This is a genomic window from Streptomyces sp. NPDC059852 (assembly GCF_042731455.1).
Classification (GTDB): Bacteria; Actinomycetota; Actinomycetes; order Streptomycetales; family Streptomycetaceae; genus Streptomyces.
In genome coordinates this window covers 64,087-86,172 of the sequence record NZ_JBHWJK010000028.1, presented here as the reverse complement: position 1 = coordinate 86,172, position 22,086 = coordinate 64,087, and the positions used below count along the sequence as shown (strand labels likewise).

The 22,086-nt window shown below is 72.2% G+C and carries 17 protein-coding genes; 4 read left to right on the top strand and 13 right to left on the bottom strand.

The genetic code is table 11. From position 1 onward, the window contains the following. On the bottom strand, positions 1–1,422 hold a 1,422-nt coding region (locus ACFV46_RS28415; RefSeq protein WP_385500346.1), incomplete at its 3' end, for a DUF4192 family protein. Positions 1,423–1,522: 100 nt separating this feature from the next. Continuing rightward, complete coding sequence (locus ACFV46_RS28410) at positions 1,523–3,676, bottom strand: DEAD/DEAH box helicase (RefSeq protein WP_361927466.1); 2,154 nt, start codon at positions 3,674–3,676, stop codon at positions 1,523–1,525. A 337-nt stretch (positions 3,677–4,013) separates the two neighbouring features. Between ACFV46_RS28410 and ACFV46_RS28405 the strand changes: the two genes are divergently transcribed. Further along, positions 4,014–4,646: a hypothetical protein gene (locus tag ACFV46_RS28405; protein WP_361927464.1), complete on the top strand. Its 633-nt coding sequence runs from the start codon at positions 4,014–4,016 to the stop codon at positions 4,644–4,646. A 230-nt stretch (positions 4,647–4,876) separates the two neighbouring features. On the opposite strand, the gene ACFV46_RS28400 is transcribed toward ACFV46_RS28405, so the two are convergent. The 3 genes from ACFV46_RS28400 to ACFV46_RS28390 form a co-directional block, all read right to left on the bottom strand. Then, positions 4,877–5,512, bottom strand: coding sequence for a hypothetical protein (locus ACFV46_RS28400; RefSeq protein WP_385500343.1), 636 nt, complete (start codon positions 5,510–5,512; stop codon positions 4,877–4,879). A gap of 68 nt (positions 5,513–5,580) precedes the next feature. Continuing rightward, positions 5,581–6,282, bottom strand: a complete 702-nt coding sequence (locus ACFV46_RS28395) for a ribonuclease HII (RefSeq protein ID WP_385500342.1) — start codon at positions 6,280–6,282, stop codon at positions 5,581–5,583. Positions 6,283–6,363: 81 nt separating this feature from the next. Beyond that, a complete protein-coding gene (locus ACFV46_RS28390) occupies positions 6,364–6,987 on the bottom strand; it encodes a TetR/AcrR family transcriptional regulator (RefSeq protein WP_361927750.1) in 624 nt (207 codons plus the stop codon). Positions 6,988–7,311: 324 nt separating this feature from the next. Between ACFV46_RS28390 and ACFV46_RS28385 the strand changes: the two genes are divergently transcribed. Next, the gene (locus ACFV46_RS28385; protein WP_385500340.1) at positions 7,312–8,871 is read left to right on the top strand and encodes an MFS transporter; all 1,560 of its coding nucleotides are present in this window, start codon (positions 7,312–7,314) and stop codon (positions 8,869–8,871) included. Between the two features lie 93 nt (positions 8,872–8,964). On the opposite strand, the gene ACFV46_RS28380 is transcribed toward ACFV46_RS28385, so the two are convergent. From ACFV46_RS28380 to ACFV46_RS28370, 3 genes are all read right to left on the bottom strand, one after another. Next, complete coding sequence (locus tag ACFV46_RS28380; protein WP_361927455.1) at positions 8,965–9,870, bottom strand: ADP-ribosylglycohydrolase family protein; 906 nt, start codon at positions 9,868–9,870, stop codon at positions 8,965–8,967. A gap of 12 nt (positions 9,871–9,882) precedes the next feature. Then, a complete protein-coding gene (locus ACFV46_RS28375; RefSeq protein ID WP_385500338.1) occupies positions 9,883–10,542 on the bottom strand; it encodes a histidine phosphatase family protein in 660 nt (219 codons plus the stop codon). Positions 10,543–10,658: 116 nt separating this feature from the next. Next, entirely contained in the window at positions 10,659–11,264 is a 606-nt protein-coding gene (locus ACFV46_RS28370; RefSeq protein WP_361927450.1) for a YdbC family protein, read from the bottom strand. Positions 11,265–11,419: 155 nt separating this feature from the next. On the opposite strand from ACFV46_RS28370, the gene ACFV46_RS28365 reads away from it, so the two are divergent. Next, the gene (locus tag ACFV46_RS28365) at positions 11,420–11,950 is read left to right on the top strand and encodes a TerD family protein (RefSeq protein WP_361927448.1); all 531 of its coding nucleotides are present in this window, start codon (positions 11,420–11,422) and stop codon (positions 11,948–11,950) included. A 77-nt stretch (positions 11,951–12,027) separates the two neighbouring features. On the opposite strand, the gene ACFV46_RS28360 is transcribed toward ACFV46_RS28365, so the two are convergent. Together ACFV46_RS28360 and nrdR are read right to left on the bottom strand one after the other, a co-directional pair. Then, entirely contained in the window at positions 12,028–14,922 is a 2,895-nt protein-coding gene (locus ACFV46_RS28360; RefSeq protein WP_361927445.1) for a vitamin B12-dependent ribonucleotide reductase, read from the bottom strand. A gap of 163 nt (positions 14,923–15,085) precedes the next feature. Then, positions 15,086–15,652 (bottom strand): transcriptional regulator NrdR, encoded by a 567-nt coding sequence (nrdR, locus tag ACFV46_RS28355; RefSeq protein ID WP_361927442.1) that lies wholly within the window; start codon positions 15,650–15,652, stop codon positions 15,086–15,088. A 601-nt stretch (positions 15,653–16,253) separates the two neighbouring features. On the opposite strand from nrdR, the gene lexA reads away from it, so the two are divergent. Beyond that, positions 16,254–17,033: a transcriptional repressor LexA gene (lexA, locus tag ACFV46_RS28350; protein WP_361927440.1), complete on the top strand. Its 780-nt coding sequence runs from the start codon at positions 16,254–16,256 to the stop codon at positions 17,031–17,033. 117 nt (positions 17,034–17,150) lie between these two features. Here lexA and ACFV46_RS28345 read toward each other — a convergent pair whose 3' ends face one another. From ACFV46_RS28345 to ACFV46_RS28335, 3 genes are all read right to left on the bottom strand, one after another. Next, positions 17,151–19,184: an ATP-dependent DNA helicase gene (locus ACFV46_RS28345; RefSeq protein ID WP_385500337.1), complete on the bottom strand. Its 2,034-nt coding sequence runs from the start codon at positions 19,182–19,184 to the stop codon at positions 17,151–17,153. Between the two features lie 188 nt (positions 19,185–19,372). Beyond that, the gene (locus ACFV46_RS28340; RefSeq protein WP_385500336.1) at positions 19,373–20,116 is read right to left on the bottom strand and encodes a GNAT family N-acetyltransferase; all 744 of its coding nucleotides are present in this window, start codon (positions 20,114–20,116) and stop codon (positions 19,373–19,375) included. 38 nt (positions 20,117–20,154) lie between these two features. After that, a complete protein-coding gene (locus ACFV46_RS28335; protein ID WP_385500335.1) occupies positions 20,155–21,975 on the bottom strand; it encodes an IucA/IucC family protein in 1,821 nt (606 codons plus the stop codon). Positions 21,976–22,086 lie beyond the last annotated feature (111 nt).

Here is a 22,086-nt window from a genome sequence, read left to right as displayed (position 1 = left end):
TGGGGGCGGGCGGGCGCGGGCGGGGGGGCGGGACGGGGCTGGGCGGGGAGCTGCCCCCAGCCCCGGTCCCTCCCCGGACGACTCCGCCTCGTCCGGTCCCTCCCCGGACGACTCCGCCTCGCCCGGTCCCTCCCCGGACGGCCCCGCCCCGCCCGGAGCCTTCCCCGACGGCTCCGCGGCCTCCGGGCTCCTCCTGCCGCGCCCGGTGCGTTCCGCCCGGAGGCAGCGGCGGATCGACTCCGGGTCCAGTCCCTCGTTGCAGGCCTGATGCAGCAGGCGGGCGAAGAGGTAGTCGGGGTCGGCCGCGAGGGCCATGGCGAAGGCCTCCCGCGCCTCCAGGTCGTCGCCGCTCGACCAGGCGACCCAGCCGGCCAGCGTCAGGGGCGCTGCCGCGTGCTCGTGGTACGGCCGTACGCAGCGGCGGGCGAGCGCCCGCCACAGGCGGAGCGCGGGAGTGGCCTCGCCGCCCTCCATCCACTCGGCCACGCGGTCCCGGGTCGCACGGTCCTGGAGGCCCAGGATGAGCCGCGCCGCCTCGTCATGCGCGAGCAGCTCGTCGTCGCGGAGGTCCGCGATGAGCGTCCCGGACACGACCGGCGCCTCGGCGAACCGGCGCAGCAGCCGCTCGGCCAGCTCCAGCGTCTCGGTCGCGACGCCGGCCCGCGTGGCCAGGTCGAGGACCCTGGGGACCAGCTCCATGGCCACGGTGTCGAGAGCGACCTCCTGCTCCAGCGCCGCACCCGTCTCCAGGGGCTGGAGCCGCGCCCTCAGCTGCCGCAGGGAGCCGCGCACCTGGACCCCCGCGTAGGCCGCGGCCGCCGCCAGGACGGATGTGCCGGGGAGGCCCATGGGCCGGCCCTCGGGCGGGCAGCACTCGTCCCGGTCGCAGCAGTACGACCAGAAGCGGCCGTCGGAGATGCACAGCGCCTCGACGACGGGGACGTCCAGGCTGCCGCAGGCGAGGCGGGTCTTCTGGGCCAGAGGGCGAAGGCGCTCCATGACCTGCCGGCCCGTCTCGCCCTTCGCCGGTTCCTGGCAGAGGAAGGCGACCATCTGCTCCGGCCTGGCTCCCCTGCGCTCGCTGCCGGTCACGAGGCCGTGGGCCAGTTGCCCGGCGGCGGAGTCCCAGTCGTCGGCGCTCGCGGGGATGCCGAGGCGGGCCCGGCCGCCGAATCGGCCCCGGCCGTCCGCGTCGTGCAGCGCGACCAGCACGATGCTGTCCTCCGGGCGGTACCCCAGCAGATACGGCAGGGCGTCGGCCAGCTCGTCGGGGGTGCGCAGGGTGACCTGGTGCTCGGGCAGGGGGCGCTCCCGCACCGCCGGGACGCGGTCGAGGTCGCCGACCCGCCGGGCGCGCTGCCGCTCGCCGCCCACGGTGTCGTCGTTGTCGGGGGTTCCGGTCGTTCCGCTGTGGTTCGTCATGCGCCGACGATCTCGCGGAACTCAAAACTCCGCTTGGGCCTGTGGATAAGTCCGACCAGGGACACGACAACAGCGACCGTCCACCCCCAGTGGGCCCTACTCACCCCGTGGCCGCCAGCACCAGCGGAAGCACCTCCCCGCTCCCCGCCCTGCGCAGCAGCCGCGCGGCGACCGCCAGCGTCCAGCCGGTGTCCGTGCAGTCGTCCACCAGCAGCACCGGACCGGGCGTGGCGGCCAGGGCCTCGGCCAGGTCCGCGGAGACCGTGAACGCCTGGGACAGCCCCTTGAGCCGCTGCGCGGAGTTGCTGCGCCGGGCCAGGTGCGCGCCGTCCTCCCCGGCGTACGTCAGCGCGCCCAGGAACGGCAGCCGGCCGATGGACGCGACACCGCGCGCGAGGGAGCCCACCAGCTCGGGACGGGTCAGCGACGGCACGGCGACGACGCCCACGGGCCGGTCCACGGCGTCGGGGACGTCCGGGGCCCAGCCGCCCGGGGAGCGCGCCCAGTCGGCGAGGACGGCCACCACGGCTTTCAGCACGTCGTCCGGGACCGGGCCGTCGGGCGCGTTCTCGGCGAGCAGGGGGCGCAGCCGGTTGCCCCAGCCGATGTCCGAGAGCCGCCCCAGGGCGCGCCCCGTCGAGCACTGCTCACCCGCCGGGATGCGGCCCTTGAGCTCGACGCCGAGCGCGGGCATCCCGGTCGGCCACATGCGGCGCGGTTCGATCTCCACGCCGGGGCGGTCCAGTTCCTTGGCCGCGCCGGTCAGCGTCTCCGGCGAGACGGACGCGTCGGCCCAGGGTCCCGCGCAGTTGTCGCAGCGGCCGCACGGGGCGGCCCCCTCGTCGTCCAGCTGCTCCCGCAGGAACTCCATCCGGCACTGGGACGTGCCGACGTAGTCACGCATCGCCTGCTGCTCGGCCGCCCGCTGACGCGCCACGCGCGCGTAGCGCTCGGCGTCGTACACCCACTCGGCGCCGGTCGCCGTCCAGCCGCCCTTGACCCGCTTGACCGCTCCGTCGACGTCCAGCACCTTCAGCATCGTCTCCAGCCTGGTGCGGCGCAGGTCGACCGTCGCCTCCAGGGCGGGCACGGACAGGGGGCGGCCCGCGTCCGCGAGCGCGGCGAGGGTCTGGCGGACCTGGGACTCGGGCGGGAAGGCGGTGTCCGCGAAGTAGCGCCAGATCGCCTCGTCCTCCTTCCCCGGCAGCAGCAGGACGTCGGCGTGCGCGACGCCACGGCCGGCCCGTCCGACCTGCTGGTAGTAGGCGATCGGCGAGGAGGGCGAGCCGAGGTGCACGACGAAGCCCAGGTCGGGCTTGTCGAAGCCCATGCCGAGGGCGGAGGTCGCGACCAGCGCCTTGACCCGGTTCGCCAGCAGATCGTTCTCGGCCTGCAGCCGGTCGGCGTTCTCCGTGCGGCCCGTGTAGGAGGCGACGGGGAATCCGCGCTGCCGCAGGAACGCGGTGGCCTCCTCGGCCGCGGCGACCGTGAGCGTGTACACGATGCCCGAGCCCGGCAGCTCGTCCAGGTGTTCCGCGAGCCAGGCGAGGCGGTGGGCGGCGTCCGGCAGCCGGACCACGCCCAGCCGCAGGCTCTCCCGCTCCAGCGGCCCGCGCAGTACCAGGGCCTCTCCGGCGCCGGTGCCCAACTGCTCGGCCACGTCGGCGGTCACGCGCGCGTTGGCCGTCGCCGTCGTGGCCAGCACGGGCACGCCGGGTGACAGCTCGGTGAGCATGGCGCGCAGCCGCCGGTAGTCGGGGCGGAAGTCATGGCCCCAGTCGGAGATGCAGTGCGCCTCGTCGACCACCAGGAGACCGGTCGTGGCCGCCAGCTTCGGCAGCATCTGGTCGCGGAAGTCGACGGAGTTGAGGCGCTCGGGGCTGACGAGGAGCACGTCGGTCTCCCCGCGCTCGATCTCACCGTGGATGGTCTCCCATTCCTCGGGGTTGGCCGAGTTGATGGTCCGCGCGCGGATGCCGGCCCGGGCCGCCGACTCGACCTGGTTGCGCATCAGCGCGAGCAGCGGCGAGACGATCACCGTCGGTCCCGCGCCCCGCCGGCGCAGCAGCGCCGTCGCGACGAAGTACACCGCCGACTTCCCCCAGCCGGTCCGCTGGACCACCAGGGCGCGCCGGCGCTCGCGCACCAGCGCCGCCACCGCCTGCCACTGGTCCTCCCGCAGGCGTGCCCCGGGGTCGCCCACGAGCTCGGCGAGGATGGCATCGGCTTCGGTGTGCAGCTCCTGGTCGTCCATGTCTCCATGCAACCCGATGACCGGGCAGATCAGCCACTCACAGCAGGTGACAGCCCTTTCACGTGCGGTTTCCTTCGCCGCCCCGGGTCACCGCCGGCGTCTCCCGACCGCCCGCCGATGCGTCACGGACGGCGTTTCCGGGTAGGGATATAACTCTCGAGCCATCAGATATCGGTCGGCGACGCCAATTGCTCGTTGCCGCAACCAGGTTCGCCAGGAAGAATTGAAGTCCGCTCCCCGCACGGCTCGTCCGTGGTCCGGCAGGGCTCTGCTGCGGTGCGCGCTCCCCCGAATCCGACCTCGCCCTCAGTGTGGGCGCGTAGCCGAAGGGAGGACCGTGACCTTCGGATTCGCTCCGTCCTCCGCGGCATCCACGTCGACGTCAGCCGACCTGCCCGCCGCATCCAACTCCCTGGCCCGCATGCTCGAACCCGCCGAATGGGCCGCCGCGGGCATCCCGCTGCTGCGCAATCCCCGCGAGGTCGTCAGCGGGCTCCACTCCCGGCACCGCCCCAAGCCGTCGACCGCGATCGTGGCCGTCCTCGACGCGGACGAACGGCTGCGGGCGAGCGCGTCGTTCGTCCGCCGCCCGGCACCCGCCGACGGCTGGATGTTCCGCAACGCCCTGCTGTCCCAGCTCCGTCGCGTCATCCCGCACGACCTGCGGCGCCGCACCCCGGTGCGCACCGCGGTCCTGCTCTACTGCCGCGAGGGCGACGGGCGTTGGACGGAGGAGGACGGCGCGTGGATGTGGGGGCTGAGGGACGCCTGCACCCTGCACGGCCTGCGCTGCGGGGCCTACATCACGCTGACCCGCGACGGCTGGCAGGTCCTCGGGGAGGGCCGTGGCGGCCGCCGCCCGAACACCGACTCGGCGCCGGAGCCGTTCGCCACGTCCGAGTCCCCGCTGCCGATGCCCCGCACCGGCGGCGCGGCGTCGGAGGTCCTGCGGCGCGCGGCGGCCCGCTGAGGCCGAGCCTGCGGCTGCCGACGGTCCCGGTGCGTGGCCCCGGCCACCACCGGGCGCCGTGAGCCCCCTCGGGAACCATCCGGCATGACGAACGCCCCACACGCGCGGCGGGAACAAGGTCCGTCCCGGCACCGGGCCAACACTCATGCGCGCGAGGAGGCCGGCCTGCCCGGAGGCACACCGGCGTCGCACACTGCGCGCGTCACGGCGCCGACGGAGCCGGTGACCTCTCAGACGCCCGCGCCCAGCACCGAGTTGATGCGCTGCGGGTCGCCGCAGACGATCAGCAGGGCACCGGCCCGGCCGAGGGCCAGCGGCAGCGCCGAGGCGGCCACGGCGTCGGTCCCGCCGTTCAGCGCCACGACGACGACCTGGCGCCGCGCGGCACGGCCGGCCACGGAGGCGTCGGCGTAGAAGACGTCGTCTCCCGCGTCGTGCTGCGCCCAGTAGGCGGCCTCGCCGAACGACAGCTCGTGGGCGGCCCACGGGTGCTGTTCGCCGGTCGTGATCACCAGCACCTCGCCGGGGGTGCGCCCCGAGTCGAGGAGCAGGTCGACGGCTTCCTCGGCGGCGTCGAGCGCACCCTCGGGCGAGGCCGGGATCAGCTGGATCTGCGGTGCGGCCGGAGCCGGGGCGGCGGCAGCGGCCGGAGCCGACGGGCCGGGCTTGGCGGCGGCCACGTCACGCGGGGCGCGTTGCGCCGGCGGCGTGGGCCGCAGAGGCCCGGGGCGGCCGGGACGCGGCGGAGCCGCGGGGCGGGGGCCGGGGACGGGGCGGGGGGTCGGCGCGGTGCGGCCACTGGCCGGAGTGGCGCGGGGACCCTGGGCACTCTCGTGAATCTGAGGCTCCTCGGGAATGAGAGGCATGAGCTGATTTTTATCAAACGCTGGTCCGGTCGGCACCAGCGGGTGGCACACAAGTGCGAGCGAAGACGTCAGAAATCGAAGCCGAGCTGGCCCTCGATCGCCGGAACGCCTTCCTCCACCCAGGTGCGGACCTTCTTGAGGTGCCGCCACTGGGGCAGCGCATCAAGATACGCCCACGACAACCGGTGGTACGGGGTGGGTCCCCGCTCCGCCAGTGCGGCCTTGTGCACGGGCGACGGATACCCGGCGTTGTCCGCGAAACCGAAGTCTGCATGGTCGATACCCAGTTCGGCCATCATTTTGTCGCGCTGGACCTTGGCGATCACCGAGGCCGCGGCCACCGCCACGCACGACTGGTCGCCCTTGATCACCGTGCGGACCCGCCAGGGGGTCCCGAGGTAGTCGTGCTTGCCGTCGAGGATGACCGCGTCGGGCCGGACCGGCAGGGCCTCCAGGGCACGCACGGCGGCGAGGCGCAGCGCGGCCGTCATCCCCCGCTCGTCGATCTCCTCGGGGGACGCGTGACCGAGGGCGTAGGACGTCACCCAGGACCGCAGCGTCTGGGCGAGTTCGGTGCGGCGCTTGACGGTGAGCAGCTTGGAGTCCGTGAGGCCCTCCGGGGGCCTGCGCAGACCGGTGATCGCGGCACAGACGGTGACGGGACCGGCCCAGGCACCACGCCCGACCTCGTCGACACCGGCAATGACCTTCGCTCCGGTCGTGGCTCGGAGGGAGCGCTCGACGGTGTGGGTAGGCGGTTCGTACGGCATGGCGCCCTTAGCCTACGCCGCCCAGAAGCGGCTCCGACACCCGGTTCGCCTCGGTCGGCGCACGCCCGGACGGGCGCTCGATCAGGAGTCCGTCCGGCGCAGCAGCGGGACCATGAACTGGTCGATCATCTCCTCCAGATCACGGTCGCCCCATTCGCTGCCGCACATCTTCGAGCGGTACATCATCATCGCCGGGATGGCGTCGTAGACGTAACCGTTCGCCGCGTCTTCGCGTACCTCACCCCGCTCGATTCCCCGGACGACGACCTCCCGCAGCAGTCTGATCGTCGGCTCGACCAGCCCTTCGAAAATCACGGTATGGAAGCGCTCGGCCTGAATGTCTTCGCATTCGTGAATCACTGAGCGCAATGCGTGGCCGGGGCGCGAGAACATCGCGTCGCGCGCCAGCCGGCACAGGGCGAGCAGGTCCTCACGCACGGATCCGACGTCGGGAGCGGACTCCAGCGGCGGCAGCCCGGCCCGCAGCGCGTCGGCGACGAGGTCCTCCTTGGAGGGCCAGCGGCGATAGACGGCGGCCTTCCCGGTCTGCGCGGAGGCGGCGACACCCTCCATCGTCAGGCCCTTCCAGCCGACGGTGCTGAGCTGCTCCAACGCGGCGTCCAGGATCGCCCGTTCGAGCACCGCGCCGCGCCGGCGCGGGGAGGCCGGCCGAGCGGGGGCGGCCGTCCAGCGCGAGGTAACCATCTGAGCGTCTCCAACGAGCGAGCGAAGCGGGGTACGGGGAGGCGCGAGCGCCACGCGGCGACCGAAGGGGGACGCGCCGCGTGACCACGCCCTCCACCAGCATGTCAGGAGAAGGCCGCTCTTTCGATGCCCCAGGCACCGAAACGGCCGGAACCGGCGAGACGCACACGACGGATCCGGCCGACCCGCACGCCCCTGACCAGCACAACGCGACAGATCCCGAACCACCCCCTTAGAGAACGCTTGTGTTCACTAAGCAGGACTCGCTATCGTCCCGACTAGTGAACGCACACGTTCACTACTTCGTCTTTGGGGGACGTTCTCGTGACGCACGATCAGATACAGGCCCACTCACCCGCGCCCGCTCCACCGGGCCCGGCCTCCCGCCCGTCGCATCCGGGCATCGCTCTCGCGGTCATCGCCGCGTGTCAGCTGATGGTGGTCCTCGACGCCACCATCGTCAACATCGCCCTGCCTGACATCCAGACCGCGCTCAACTTCTCCACGACCGACCTGACCTGGGTCGTCAGCGCCTACACGCTCACCTTCGGCGGCCTGCTGCTGCTCGGCGGACGGGCCGGGGACATCCTCGGGCGCCGCCGGGTCTTCATCACCGGCATCCTGCTGTTCACCTTCGCCTCGCTGCTCGGCGGACTCGCCCAGGAGCCCTGGCAGTTGCTGGCCGCGCGCGTCCTGCAGGGCATGGGCGGCGCCATCGCCTCACCCACCTCGCTCGCGCTGATCACCACCACGTTCCCCGAAGGCCCCGAACGCAACCGGGCGTTCGGCATCTTCGCCGCCGTCTCCGCTGGCGGCGGTGCCATCGGGCTGCTGGCCGGCGGACTGCTCACCGACTGGCTCGACTGGCGCTGGGTGCTCTTCGTGAACGTGCCCATCGGCGTCCTCATCGCGGCCGTGGCACCCCGCTACATCAACGAGTCCGAACGCCACCCCGGCCGCTTCGACCTGACCGGCGCGCTCACCTCCACGCTGGGCATGGTCGCGCTGGTCTACGGCTTCATCCGGGCCGCGTCCGACGGCTGGCGGGACTCCCTGACGCTCGGCGCGTTCGGCGCGGCCGTGGTGCTGCTCGCCGCCTTCCTCTACGTCGAGAGCCGCGCCAAGGAACCGATCACGCCGCTGCGGATGTTCGCCGACCGCAACCGCTCGGGCGCGTATCTGATCATGATCAGCCTCGCGGCGGCGATGTTCGGCATGTTCTTCTACATCGTGCTGTTCGTGCAGAACGTGCTGGGCTACTCGCCCATCCGCGCCGGCCTGGCCTTCCTGCCGGTCACGGCGGTGATCGCGGTGGGCGCCGGGGTCTCGCAGCGACTGCTGCCGGTGCTCGGTCCCAAGCCGTTCCTGATGGCCGGCACCACGCTCGCGGCCATCGGTCTGGCCTGGCAGTCCCTGGTCGACTCGGGCAGCTCGTACGTCGGCGGGGTGCTCGGCCCGATGCTGCTCTTCGGCCTCGGCATGGGCCTCAACTTCGTGACGCTCACCGTGACCGCCGTGTCCGGTGTCGCCCCGCGCGAGGCGGGCGCCGCCTCCGCCCTGCTCAACACCATGCAGCAGGTCGGCGGCGCGCTGGGCCTGTCCATCCTCACGACCGTCTTCGGCACCGCCAGCCGCAATGAGGCGACCGACCAGGTCGCGTCGTTCATGGCCCAGGCCACGCCGGAGCAGAAGGCCGCGTTCGCCCAGTCCGGTCAGCTGCCGGCGCCCTGGAGCCACGAGGTCCTGTCGCACGGCATCTCCACGGCGTTCATCCCGGCCGCCGCCATGGCCGTCCTGGCGTTCGTCGTCGCCGCGATCGTGGTCAGGGTCCGCAAGAGCGACCTGGACGCCCTCTCCGGGACGGCGGGTCCCCTGGCGGGGTGACGCAGGGCCCCTCACCGGGCAGCGGACGACCGGCCCCGGTCCACCAGGACCCCGGCCGGTCATCCGTACGCCCCGCCCCGAAGCGCCGTCCCACTACACCGAGGCGCGCGCCCACTCCGGAAGCGCCTCGGTCCGGCGCAGCCACTCGGCCGGGACCGGCCCCGCCTTGCCGGAAGCGATGACGCCGCCCACGATGGCGCAGGTCGTGTCCATGTCGCCGCCGACCTGCGCGGTCGTCCAGAACGCCTCCTCGTAGTCGCCGAGGGCGCGCGCGGCCGACCAGAGCGCGAACGGCACCGTGTCATGGGCGGTCGTCCGCCGGCCGCAGCCCAGGACGGCCGCGACGGTGGCCGCGTCGCCGTAGTCGAGCATGTCCCGGGCGCGGCGCAGGCCCGCGGCGACCGCGCTCTTCGGGACGAGGGCGACGACGTCGTCCAGGAGCCTCTCGGGGCTGGGCGGCCCGCCGGGAGCGGCGGCCAGCGCTGCCGCCGCGGCGACCGCCATGGCCCCGACGACCGCCTCCCGGTGCTGGTGCGTGGGATAGGCCGAGATCTCGGCCTGATGCGTGGCCTGCTCGGGGTCGTCGGCGTACCAGGCGCCGAGGGGGGCGATCCGCATCGCCGCGCCGTTGCCCCAGGAGCCCTGTCCGTTGAACAGGGCGGCGGACAGCTCGCGCCAGTCCCCGCCCTCCCGGACCAGGCGCAGCAGCCGGTTGACGGCGGGGCCGTAGCCCCGGTCGAAGTCATGGTGCTCGGCGAAGGAGCGGGCGAGGGCGTCCTGGTCGACGCGGTGGTGGACGCTCAGCACGGCGACCACGGAACAGGCCATCTCCGTGTCGTCCGTCCACTGCCAGGGGCCCTCGGGAAGCTCGCGGCGCTTGAGCAGCGGATAGTTCACCGGGACGAAGAACTGCGAGCCCAGCGCGTCCCCGACCGCCAGTCCGCGCAGGCTGGCGAGGGCGCGCTCCAGGCGCTCGGCGGAGGAGGAGTCAGCGGTCATCGCCCTGCCACTCTATCCGGTGATCCCATACGGCTCCGGGTCACGCCAGCGGTCGAACGGCCGGTCCAGGGTGTACCTGCCGTCGTCCCCGAGAACGAGCATCCGCATCTCCGCGTTCCCCGGATTGGACAGTGATTCGAATTCCGCGACCGTCCAGTGGAACCAGCGCATGCAGAACAGCCGCATGGCCAGCCCATGGGTCACGAGCAGCACGTTCGGCGGGTGGTCGGGGGCTTCGAAGCTGCGGAAGAGGCTCTCCAGGAAGCCGCCGACCCGGTCGTAGACGTCGGCGCCGGACTCGCCCTGCGCGAAGCGGTAGAAGAAGTGCCCGTAGGCGTCCCGGTACGCCTTCTGGAGGCGGACGTCGTCGCAGTCCTGCCAGTTGCCCCAGTCCTGCTCCCGCAGCCGGGGCTCCTCACGGACCCGTATGAGCTCGGGGTCGAGATGGAAGGCACGCAGGGTCTCGTGCGTGCGGCGGTAGGGGGAGACGTACACGCTGACGCGTTCGCGGCCGAAGACCTCGCGCAGCCGTTTGCCGGTCTCCTCCGCCTGCTGCCTGCCCCGCTCGGTGAGGGCGAGAGCATGGTCGGGTTCACGCTCGTACACGGTGTCATCAATATTGCCGGTTGACTCGCCGTGCCGGACAAGGACGATGCGCCGTGGTCGTGCCATGCCAAAACCCTAGATCGGGTGACCGCTGATCGAGCACTCCTGAGGGCTCCATACGGCGTAGGTCACACATTTCCCGCCCCACGGGTCACATCGGGACGCGTGGACGAGGGGTGCCGTCAGACCGTCCAGGTCGGCTCCAGTTCCACGATGTCACCGGTGAGGGCGGCGATGTCGGCCTCCGTCTGGGCCCGCAGGGCGAGCCGCTCCACCCGTTCGGTGCGGTACTTCCCGTGCTCGGCCGCCGAGCGCCACATGGACAGCACCAGGAACTCGGGGCCCGGCGCCTCGCCGAACAGCCCGCGGATCATGCCCGGGGAGCCCGCCATCGCGGGGTTCCAGACCTTCTCCTGCATGAGCATGAAGTGCTCGGCCCGCTCCTCGTGGACCCGGCAGTGCGCCACCCGGACGAGGTCCGCGTCGGTGAAGCGCGGCTCGAACCCCGTCTTCACGTCGAAGCGGTAGTCGAACAGCTTGACCTGCGCGTCCTTGAAGGTGCCCGACTGGGTCGAGGCCAGCCGGTCGTGGGACCGGGCCATGAAGGAGTCGTAGAAGGAACGGCTCTCCCAGAACGAGAAGACGTGCGCCACCCCCTGCCGCCCCCGGCTCCACCCACCGCCCTGCCCCCTGAACCCCGGCTCCCCCAGAAGCCCCGCCCATTTCCGCTGCCCCCGCTCGAAACCGCGGCGGTCCACCACGGTGCAGCGAATCCACTTGACCAGCACCGCGCCATCGTAAGGCCCGGGGGCGTGGCGCCGGTCACGGTCGGCGGAGGTGCTGGGCGGCACGGACTCCGCTTCGCGTGGCAGGATGGACAACCGGCCTTGTCCGCAGGGCAGTTCGGGTCGAGGCAGTCGCGGTACGGGGAAGGGGAAACCTGGTGAACGCCATCAGCAAGAGCTTCCGGAAGGTCGAGATCTCGGTCAAATGGGATCCGAGTCCGGCCGGGCAGCCACCCACCGACCTGGACATAGTGGCCGCCACCTACACGGCGGACGATCCCTACGGCGATCCCGCCTACGTGGTCCACTTCGACAGCCGCTCCCCCGACGGCACGATCCATCTGAACCGCGACAGCAAGGACGGCCAGGGCTTCGGCTGGGACGAGGTGCTGACCGTGGAGCTGGACCGGCTGGACGCGCGGTACGCGCGCGTGGTGGTCGGCGTGGTCATCCAGCAGCAGCCGGCGCAGCGGACCTTCGTGAGTGTCGTCAAGCCGGCCCTGCGCATCCGCGAGGGGTACACGGTCCTGGCCGAGGACGACTTCGGCGGGGTCCTCGGCGCGACGGCGGCGACGATCGCGGAGTTCGTCCGGGAGGGCTCGACGACGTGGGACTTCCGTCCCGGTCTGCACGGCTTCGAGGACGACCCGGCGACGTTCACGCAGACGATGGGCCGCCGCCGCGCCTGAGGCGAGCCGGCGGGCGGACACGGGAGAGGGGCGCCGGCACGATGCCGGCGCCCCTCTCGTCACGCGTCGGTCAGCGGTCAGCTGCAGCCGCTGGTCGAGCCGCAGCCCTCGCAGATGTAGCAGGAACCGGCCCGCTGCATCTTCGTACCGCAGGAGAAGCACAGCGGGGCGTCGGCCTGGATGCCCAGCTGCATCTCCACCAGCTCGGCGCTGGTGTGGGCCTGCTTCGGGGCGGGCTTGGCCGCCTCGACCTCGGCCTTCGGCGTGGCGACGGCCTTCAGCTCCTGGGCGCGGGGCGCCGACTGGGCCAGGCCCTCGACGTCGACCTCGTCCTCGGAGGGCTCGTAGGAACCGGTCTCCAGGTGGCGCTGACGCTCCTCGGCGGAGTGGATGCCGAGCGCGGAGCGCGTCTCGAAGGGCAGGAAGTCCAGCGCCAGGCGGCGGAAGATGTAGTCGACGATCGACTGCGCCATCCGCACGTCCGGGTCGTCCGTCATACCGGCCGGCTCGAAGCGCATGTTGGTGAACTTCGAGACGTACGTCTCCAGCGGCACGCCGTACTGGAGGCCGACGGAGACCGCGATGGAGAAGGCGTCCATCATGCCGGCGAGGGTCGAGCCCTGCTTGGACATCTTCAGGAAGACCTCGCCGAGACCGTCGTCCGGGTAGGAGTTGGCGGTCATGTAGCCCTCGGCACCGCCGACGGTGAAGGACGTCGTGATTCCGGGACGGCCCTTGGGCAGGCGCTTGCGGACCGGGCGGTACTCGACGACCTTCTCGACCGTCTCACGGATGGTGGCCTCGGCCTTCTCCGTGATCTCGGTCTTCTCCTTCTCCTTGGTCTTGGCGGAGAGGGGCTGGCCGACCTTGCAGTTGTCGCGGTAGATGGCGAGCGCCTTGACGCCCATCTTCCAGGCCTCGAAGTAGACCTCCTCGACGTCCTCGACCGTCGCCGTCTCCGGCAGGTTGACGGTCTTGGAGAGGGCGCCGGAGATCCAGGGCTGGATCGCGGCCATCATGCGGACGTGGCCCATCGCGGAGATGGAGCGCTCGCCCATGGCGCAGTCGAACACCTCGTAGTGCTCGTGCTTGAGGCCGGGGGCGTCGATCACGTTGCCGTGCTCGGCGATGTGGGCGACGATCGCCTCGATCTGCTCCTCCTGGTAGCCCAGGCGGCGCAGGGCCTGCGGGACGGTGCCGTTGACGATCTGCATCGAGCCGCCGCCGACCAGCTTCTTGAACTTGACCAGCGCGAGGTCGGGCTCGAGGCCGGTGGTGTCGCAGGACATCGCGAGACCGATGGTGCCGGTCGGGGCGATGACGGACGCCTGCGAGTTGCGGAAGCCGTTCTTCTCGCCGAGGCGCTGCACGTCCTGCCAGGCCTCCGTGGCGGCGGCCCAGATCGGCGTGTCCAGGTCGTCCATGCGGACGGCCGCGGCGTTGGCGTCGGCGTGCTGCTTCATGACGCGCAGGTGCGGCTGGGCGTTGCGGGCGTAGCCGTCGTACGGGCCGACGACCGCGGCGAGCTCGGCGGAGCGCTTGTACGAGGTGCCGGTCATCAGGGAGGTGATGGCACCGGCGAGGGCGCGGCCGCCGTCGGAGTCGTAGGCGTGGCCGGTCGCCATGAGCAGGGCGCCGAGGTTGGCGTAGCCGATGCCGAGCTGGCGGAACGCGCGCGTGTTCTCGCCGATCTTCTCCGTCGGGAAGTCGGCGAAGCAGATGGAGATGTCCATCGCGGTGATGACGAGCTCGACGACCTTGGCGAAGCGCTCGATCTCGAAGGACTGCTTGCCCTTGCCGTCGTCCTTGAGGAACTTCATCAGGTTCAGCGAGGCGAGGTTGCAGGACGTGTTGTCCAGGTGCATGTACTCGCTGCAGGGGTTCGAGCCGTTGATCCGGCCGGACTCCGGGCACGTGTGCCAGTGGTTGATGGTGTCGTCGTACTGGATGCCGGGGTCGGCGCAGGCCCAGGCGGCCTCGGCCATCTTGCGGAAGAGCGACTTGGCGTCGACCTCCTCGATGACCTCGCCGGTCATGCGGGCCCGCAGGCCGAACTTGCCGCCCTGCTCGACGGCCTTCATGAACTCGTCGTTCACACGGACCGAGTTGTTGGCGTTCTGGTACTGGACGGACGTGATGTCGTCGCCGCCCAGGTCCATGTCGAAGCCCGCGTCGCGCAGGGCGCGGATCTTCTCCTCCTCCTTCACCTTGGTCTCGATGAAGTCCTCGATGTCGGGGTGGTCGACGTCGAGGATGACCATCTTGGCGGCGCGGCGGGTGGCGCCGCCCGACTTGATGGTGCCCGCGGAGGCGTCGGCACCGCGCATGAAGGAGACCGGACCCGAGGCGTTGCCGCCGGAGGACAGCAGCTCCTTGGAGGAGCGGATGCGCGAGAGGTTCAGGCCGGCGCCGGAGCCGCCCTTGAAGATCATGCCCTCTTCCTTGTACCAGTCGAGGATCGACTCCATGGAGTCGTCGACGGACAGGATGAAGCAGGCGGAGACCTGCTGGGGCTGCGGCGTGCCCACGTTGAACCACACGGGGCTGTTGAAGCTGAAGATCTGGTGGAGCAGGGCGTAGGCGAGCTCGTGCTCGAAGATCTCGGCGTCGGCGGGCGACGCGAAGTACTTGTAGTCCTCGCCGGCCTTCCGGTACGTCTTCACGATGCGGTCGATGAGCTGCTTCAGGCTCACCTCGCGCTGCGGGGTGCCGACGGCGCCCCGGAAGTACTTGCTGGTGACGATGTTGACCGCGTTCACCGACCAGAAGTCGGGGAACTCGACGCCGCGCTGCTCGAAGTTGACCGAGCCGTCGCGCCAGTTGGTCATGACGACGTCACGGCGCTCCCAGGCCACCTCGTCGTACGGGTGCACGCCGGGGGTGGTGTGGATGCGCTCGATACGCAGTCCCTTGGCCGTCTTGCCGCCCTTGGCGCGGGAACTCCGTGCCGGACCGCTCGCCGTCTCTGTCATGCCGCCTCCCTGTACGGGCGAAAACGCCCTGAAGTGCCCCGATGTTCCCCGTGGCACGTGTTCTGTCCTTCGCCGCGGGCACCCTCTGGCGCCGCCCGCGGCACGTCTTTCCTCGCCGCCTCCCCGGCCGGATCCGGTCTCTCGACGCCGGTCCGGCCGACCCTCAGTCGGCGGCCTCGGCGGGCACGGGCACCGGTACGGCCCCCGCGGTCCCGCCGTCGTCCTCCTGGCCCCCCGTGTCCGCGTGCGCCTCACCGGCGCGGTCGTCGTCCGTGGCGTGGCGCCCCGTCGTCTCCCTCAGCTCCACGATCGCGGCCTCGAAATCCTCGAGCGAGTCGAACGCCCGGTACACGGAGGCGAACCGCAGATAGGCGACGAGGTCGAGCTCCTGCAGCGGGCCGAGTATGGCCAGGCCCACGTCGTGGGTGGTCAGCTCGGCGCTCCCGGTGGCCCGCACCGCCTCCTCGACCCGCTGGCCGAGCTGGGCGAGGGCGTCCTCGGTGACAGGCCGTCCCTGGCACGCCTTGCGCACCCCGTTGATGACCTTGGTACGGCTGAACGGTTCGGTGACTCCGGACCGCTTGATCACCATCAGTGAGCACGTCTCCACGGTCGTGAAACGACGGGAGCAGTCGGGACACTGACGGCGCCTGCGGATCGACGTGCCGTCGTCGGTCGTACGGCTGTCGACCACGCGGCTGTCGGGGTGCCTGCAGAAGGGGCAGTGCATGGCTCCGAACCCTCCCTCACAACAGACTCAACAGCCTCGCCGGGCCACATGAGCCCCGCGAAGCAGCCCCCAGCATAGGCGATCTCTGAGCGTTCGAAGACCGGGGTCGCCACAACTTCTGGGCCGCTGCCGCAATCCAACCACTAGATGTGGGGGTTGGCCCATACATCCACGCCGTAGCGCGTGTCGGGCGTGTGTCCTGCCGGATGCGGTGCGCGAGAGGGTCGCACCCCCGGGCCGTCTGCCCCGCCGCGGCGCTTTCACGCCACACATCCGGGCGCACGGCCGTATCGCTCCGGGACATACGGAGATAGCGTGAGCGCCGCACGGAGGGGAGGTGGGACTCCCGCACAGATGGGGGTCGGTCCACGAGACGGGCGGCCCCGGATGGCAGACTGGGCAACCACCTACGAGGCCGCGGCCCCGGCGGTGAAGAGTACAACAAGGGGCCCCTTCGCCCGCCGGGAGAACGTGCCAGCCATACACCCCACCCTGTGATCGCGTAAGACGATCCGCGATTTTTCACTCGAACGTGTGTTTGGCGCAACCTTTCGAAAGCAACTACCGTTGTGCAGCAGGGAGACCATCGAGAGGGGCCGACGTGACCACCACCGCAGACAGTGCCACCATCACTGCCCAGGACCGCTCCCAGGGCCGACTCGAGCCGGTGCATGCGATGAACGAAACCGTGAATCCCGAGACGCAGAAGCGCTCGCTCCCGGGCCGACCTCCCGGCATCCGGGCGGACAGTTCGGGGCTCACGGACCGCCAGCGCCGCGTGATCGAGGTCATCAGGGATTCCGTGCAGCGGCGGGGGTACCCGCCATCGATGCGTGAGATCGGCCAGGCGGTCGGCCTGTCGAGCACGTCCTCGGTGGCCCACCAGCTGATGGCGCTCGAGCGCAAGGGCTTCCTCCGCCGCGACCCGCACCGCCCGCGCGCGTACGAGGTCCGCGGCTCCGACCAGGCCGCCTCGGTGCAGCCCACCGACACCGCCGGCAAGCCCGCCGCCTCCTACGTCCCCCTGGTGGGCCGGATCGCCGCCGGTGGCCCGATCCTGGCCGAGGAGTCCGTCGAGGACGTCTTCCCCCTCCCCCGGCAGCTCGTCGGCGACGGTGAGCTGTTCGTCCTGAAGGTCGTCGGCGACTCGATGATCGAGGCCGCGATCTGCGACGGCGACTGGGTCACGGTCCGCCGCCAGCCGGTCGCCGAGAACGGCGACATCGTGGCCGCCATGCTGGACGGCGAGGCCACCGTGAAGCGCTTCAAGCGCGAGGACGGGCACGTCTGGCTCCTCCCGCACAACGCCGCGTACGAGCCGATCCCCGGTGACGACGCGACCATCCTGGGCAAGGTGGTGGCGGTGCTGCGCCGCGTGTGACGGCCGCGGCGGGCACAGCCGACAGCGGCGGCCCCCCTGACCGGGCCCCGGAACCTCTGCGCCGGTTCCGGGGCCCTGTGCTGTCCGGCCCCTGGCCGCCACCGGCCCCCGTGCGGATCACTCCGTCCCGTCGGCCTCCACCGGCTCCGCGTCGGCCCCGGTCGTCTCTGCCGCCCCCGCCGCCTCCGTCTGCCGCGCGGACGCGTCGATCGCCGACAGCGACCGGCGGACCTGGTTGCGGTCCGTCGTGTACCAGAAGTCGGGCAGGGACGCCTTGAGATAGCTGCCGTAGCGCGCGGTGGCCAGCCTCGGGTCCAGGACCGCGACGACCCCACGGTCGCCGGTGGCCCGCACGAGACGGCCGGCGCCCTGCGCCATGAGCAGCGCGGCGTGGGTGGCGGCGACCGCCATGAAGCCGTTGCCCCCGGCGTCCTCCACGGCCTTCTGGCGGGCGCTCATCAGCGGGTCGTCCGGCCGGGGGAACGGGATCTTGTCCATGACGACCAGCTGGCAGCTCGGGCCGGGGACGTCCACGCCCTGCCAGAGCGACAGCGTGCCGAACAGACAGGTCTTCGGGTCCGCCGCGAAGTTCTTGATCAGCTCGCCGAGCGTCTCCTCGCCCTGGAGGAGGATCGGGAACTCGGGGATACGGGAGCGCAGCTCCTCGGCGGCCAGCTGGGCGGCCCGCATCGAGGAGAACAGCCCGAGCGTACGGCCGCCGGCCGCCTGGATCAGCTCCGTCAGCTCGTCCAGCATGTCCGCGCGGTCGCCGTCCCGCGCGGGGCGCGACAGATGCTTGGCGACGTAGAGGATGCCCTGCCTGCGGTAGTCGAACGGGGAGCCGACGTCCACGCCCTTCCACTCCGGCACGTCGTCGCCCTGGGTGCCCTCGGGTGCGAGTCCGAGGGAGGCCCCGACGCCGTTGAAGTCCCCGCCCAGCTTCAGCGTCGCCGACGTCAGGACGACCGAGCGGTCGGTGAAGAGCTTCTCGCGCAGCAGACCCGACACCGACATGGGGGCCACGCGCAGCGACGCGCCGAACCGGTCGTGCCGCTCGTACCAGACGACGTCCCACTCGGAGCCGTTCGTGATCCGCTCCGCCACGTCGTGCACGGACTCCACCGAGGCCAGCGCCTGCTTGCGGACCGCGTCCTCGTCCTGCACGGACTTGTCACGGGTGGCGCCGATCGCCGAGATGACCGTACGGCAGGCGTCGCGCAGGGCCATGAGCGCGTAGCCGAGGTCCTCGGGGATCTCCTCCAGGCGTCCCGGCAGGGCGAGCTCCATCAGCCGCTCGAAGCCCTCGGCGGCGGTCTGGAGCTGGTCGGCGGCCTTCTCGTTGACGAGCTTCGCCGCGCGGCGCACCGCCCGGTTGACCTGTCCCGGCGTGAGCTCGCCCGTGGCCACGCCGGTGACCCGGGAGACGAGCTCATGCGCCTCGTCGACGATCAGCACCTCGTGCTGCGGGAGCACGGGGGCGCCCTCGATGGCGTCGATCGCGAGCAGGGCGTGGTTGGTGACGACCACCTCGGCGAGCTTGGCCCGCTCCCGGGCCATCTCGGCGAAGCACTCGGCGCCATAGGCGCACTTGCTGGCGCCCAGGCACTCCCGCGACGACACCGACACCTGGGCCCAGGCGCGGTCCGACACACCTGGCGTCAGGTCGTCCCGGTCGCCCGTCTCGGTGTCGTCCGACCAGTCGCGCAGCCGCAGGAGGTCCTGGCCGAGCCGGCTGGTGGGCGCGGCCGCCTCGAACTGGTCGAACAGGCCCTCCTCCTCGTCCTGCGGGACGCCCTCGTGCAGGCGGTGCAGACAGAGGTAGTTCGACCGGCCCTTGAGCATGGCGAACTCGGGGCGCCGGCGCAGCAGCGGATGCAGCGCGTCCACGGTGCGCGGGAGGTCCCGCTCGACGAGCTGCCGCTGCAGGGCCAGGGTGGCCGTGGCCACGACGACCCGCTCCCCGTGGGCGAGCGCGGGCACCAGATAGCCGAGCGACTTACCGGTGCCGGTGCCGGCCTGGACCAGCAGATGGGAATTGCCGTCGATCGCCTCGGCGACCGATTCGGCCATGGTCACCTGGCCGGGGCGCTCCGTGCCGCCGACGGCGGTGACGGCGGCATGCAGGAGTTCGGGGAGTGAGGGCTTCGTCATAGCGCGACCACCCTACGGCCCGGCACTGACAATCGGGCGATCACGGTCGGGGGGAGGGATGGGATCAGGACCGGGGCCGCCTCCGTTCACGATCGGTCGTGACCGGATGGGGCCGGGTGACGCACCGAACGGTCCGGATGCGCCCGGAAGACGGTCGGAGCCGTCCGGGAAAGAGCCACATGTGTCCGTCACAGCAGGTGCCGCAGATTCCGGTCCCTCACCATGAGGGCCGCGCGCTTGTCCGGCAGGTCGACCTCGGACGAGAACCGGAAGCCGGCGCCGAGGAAGGCCGCGACGGACGGCGTGTTGCGCAGGTCGGGCTCCGCCACGACCCGGCCGCACGCCGGACGCCTGGCGAGCGCGAGATCCGCGACCGCGCGCAGCAGCGTCCGGCCCAGGCCCCGCCCGCGGTCGCCGGGCCCGCCGATGAGGAGGTGGACCCCGGTGTCGTGGGGCCGGGCCGGGTAGTACCGGGCCAGGGGGTCGAGGTCGGCCCGGTAGATCTCCCAGTAGCTCATCGGTGCGCCGTCCAGCAGTCCGACGCACGGGACGCTCCGCCCGTCGCCCGAGAGCTGGGACCGCAGATGCCCCTCCGTGATGTCCTCGGGTCCGGCGAGCCGCCAGAACTCCGCGACGGCCGGATCGTTCATCCAGCGGCTGATGAGCGTCAGGTCGCGTTCGATCCGGACCGGGACCAGGTGGAACACCCCGGCGGGGGTGCTGACCGGGCCCCAGTCGGCCACCTGGTCGAGGAGGTCGGACGTCTCCCCGGGCGGGGACCCCGAGCCCTCGGTCCCGGCACCGGCGCTCTCGGCGTCCGAGGCGATGAGGGTGACCAGTTCCTCGGGGAGTTCCAGGTCCAGGGTGTCCTCGGCGTCCGGGTCGGGCGGCGGGGCGGGGTCGGCGTGGGCGCTCGTGTCGGTGGGGGGCACGACGAGGTCCTCTCGGGAGGTGGGGCGGGTCGTCGCCGTCAGAGGTGCAGGGGGTTGGGGATGCCGACGTACACGGACTGGGTGTCGACCGGGCCGACGAGTTCGTCCAGGCCGTGCAGCCGGGTCAGCAGGTTGGCCTTGCAGCGCAGCACCGGGGAGTCGAGCAGCCGCCCGGGGAACGGGCTGCGCAGCCGGGCGGGTCCGGAGGCGACCTCGCCGAGGAAGCGGCGGAGCGCGGCGAGCAGCAGCCGCTCGTCGGCCAGTCCCTGGGAGCCGAACGCGCCGACGAGGCCGAGGATGTTGTTGATCCCCAGGTAGTAGGCGAACCGCTCGTCGGTGACCTCGTCCGGGACGAAGGTGTCGCTGAGCGCGCCGATGCCGGGGAGCCGGGCGTCGAGTTCCGCGCGCCGGGACGCGCGGAAGTAGTAGCCCTGGTTGTCGCGGTACCGGCCGCCCGTGGGCCAGCCGTCGGCGTCCAGCAGGACCAGCGTGTTCTGCTGGTGGGCCTCCAGGGCGATCCCCGCCTCCGAGTCCAGCCACAGCACGGGCCGGACGACCTGGTCGAGGTAGCGCAGGAACCACTCGGCGGCGACCGCGTCCCGCGACCGGCCGGTCCGGGCGGCGAGACGGGTGACGATCGCGGCCAGCCGGGAGGGCGCCGGAGGGCGCGTGTCCGGGTCGGCCGGGCCGTGGGGCCGGGGCGAGACGAGACCGGCCACGCAGGTCACGTCGTCCGAGGGCGCGAAGGGGTTGTGCCGGATCATCACGTCGAGCCCGGGCACCGGGGTGCCGTCCGGTCCGTCGACGGCGAGCCAGGCCGGGTCGCGCACGATGTCGAAGCCCGGGTGCGCGGCCTGCCATCGCGTCCCGAGGTCGCCGCGGAGCAGCCGGTGGACTTCCACGCCCCGGTGCAGTTCCTTGCGGAGGTTCTCGCGGCGCGAGTTGGTGATGCGCAGGCCGAGGGAGAGCTTGAGCATGGCCGGGGCACCGGTGCGGTGGACCGTGCGGACGGACGAGGTGGGGTGCCACGCGGGCCCGTGGGTGCCGAGGTCGCGGAGCAGCCCGGCGTCGAAGAGGGCCACCGTGTCGGGGCGCTGCCGGATCTCGCGCAGCTGCCAGGGGTGCAGCGGCAGTGCGGCGCAGCCGTCGGGCAGCGAGAGCCCGGGGCCGGCGAGCCGGGCCATGAGCTGGGGCGCGGTGACGGGACGCCCCGCCTCCGTCCACGCCGAGTCGGTGGCGACGGCGTCCGGCGCGACGGCCAGCCAGGCGAGCGGGAAGGAGCCGCGCGTCTCCGGTGAGTAGCTCCGGACCTCCGCCTCGGACAGTCCCTCACGGCTCTTGGGGGTGGGGTGGAACGGGTGCCCCAGGACGAGGGCCTGCTCGGCGGCCAGGAAGCGGTCGGTCACGTCGGCCGGGTGGGCACGTCGGTCCTGGATGAAGACGGCCGTGCGGCGGACGGAGTCGGCGACACGGCCGACGAGGTCGCCGGTGCTGTCGTCCGCCGAGGGGTGTGCCGCCGCGGCCTCCCGGGCGAGCAGGGCGGCGAGCGTGACCGCGTCGAGCGGTGGGGTCCCCTCCGGGGCATCGGCCGGGCGGGGCGGGCCGTAGCGGTGCCATCCCGTCGGCGACCAGTGGTGGACCGGGACCAGCAGGGCCGTGCCGGTGGCGGGCAGCGGGACGCGCAGGACGCCGTCCTGCGGCGCCGGGAGCCGGGTCTCGCGTACATGGCAGCGGAGCAGGTTCTCCACGGCGGCCGCCTCGGCCGCCCGGCGCGGGTCGGGGTGGTTCAGGAGGTCGCGCGGGGCGGTGTCCGGGCCCGGGGAGCGCGTCTCGGGGAGGGCGGTGGGGGTGGTCGTCACGATGGGTCCTCTGCGGTGGCTCAGGAGTGCGAGGGGGCGCCTTGAGGTGTTCCGAGGCGCGTGGTGCGACTGCGGTGGTGCGGAAGGCGGGGGTGAGCCGTGCCGCGTGAC